General features: G+C 31.4%; 1 pseudogene. It reads left to right on the forward strand.

The features are described from left to right. Positions 1-287 (forward strand): annotated as a pseudogene (locus tag M8044_RS02560) (hypothetical protein); the annotation flags it as partial.

Consider the following 287-nt stretch of genomic DNA (forward strand, 5'->3'; position numbering starts at 1 on the left):
AAGAAGATGAACCTTTTCGTAATTCTCAAGGAAAATTGATGTTACATCATGTGGGAGAAATAGAAGAACCCATTATTGAAAGAAAATATACTTTCTTCGGTTTTAACGGTTTAGATCAATGTCAATATCCCGATAAAGTTCCAAAAGATTTAGCGCCTTTTATTAGAGAACCTTTTGATAATTGGTATTATACTGATCAAATGCCTCCTTATAAAGGTCATGGAGGGAGTGAAATAGATTATTTTGATTCTGGGAGTTTTTATATAGATACCTTAAGTAATGAAGAT

This window comes from Columbia Basin potato purple top phytoplasma (assembly GCF_028595955.1).
GTDB lineage: Bacteria > Bacillota_I > Bacilli_A > Acholeplasmatales > Acholeplasmataceae > Phytoplasma.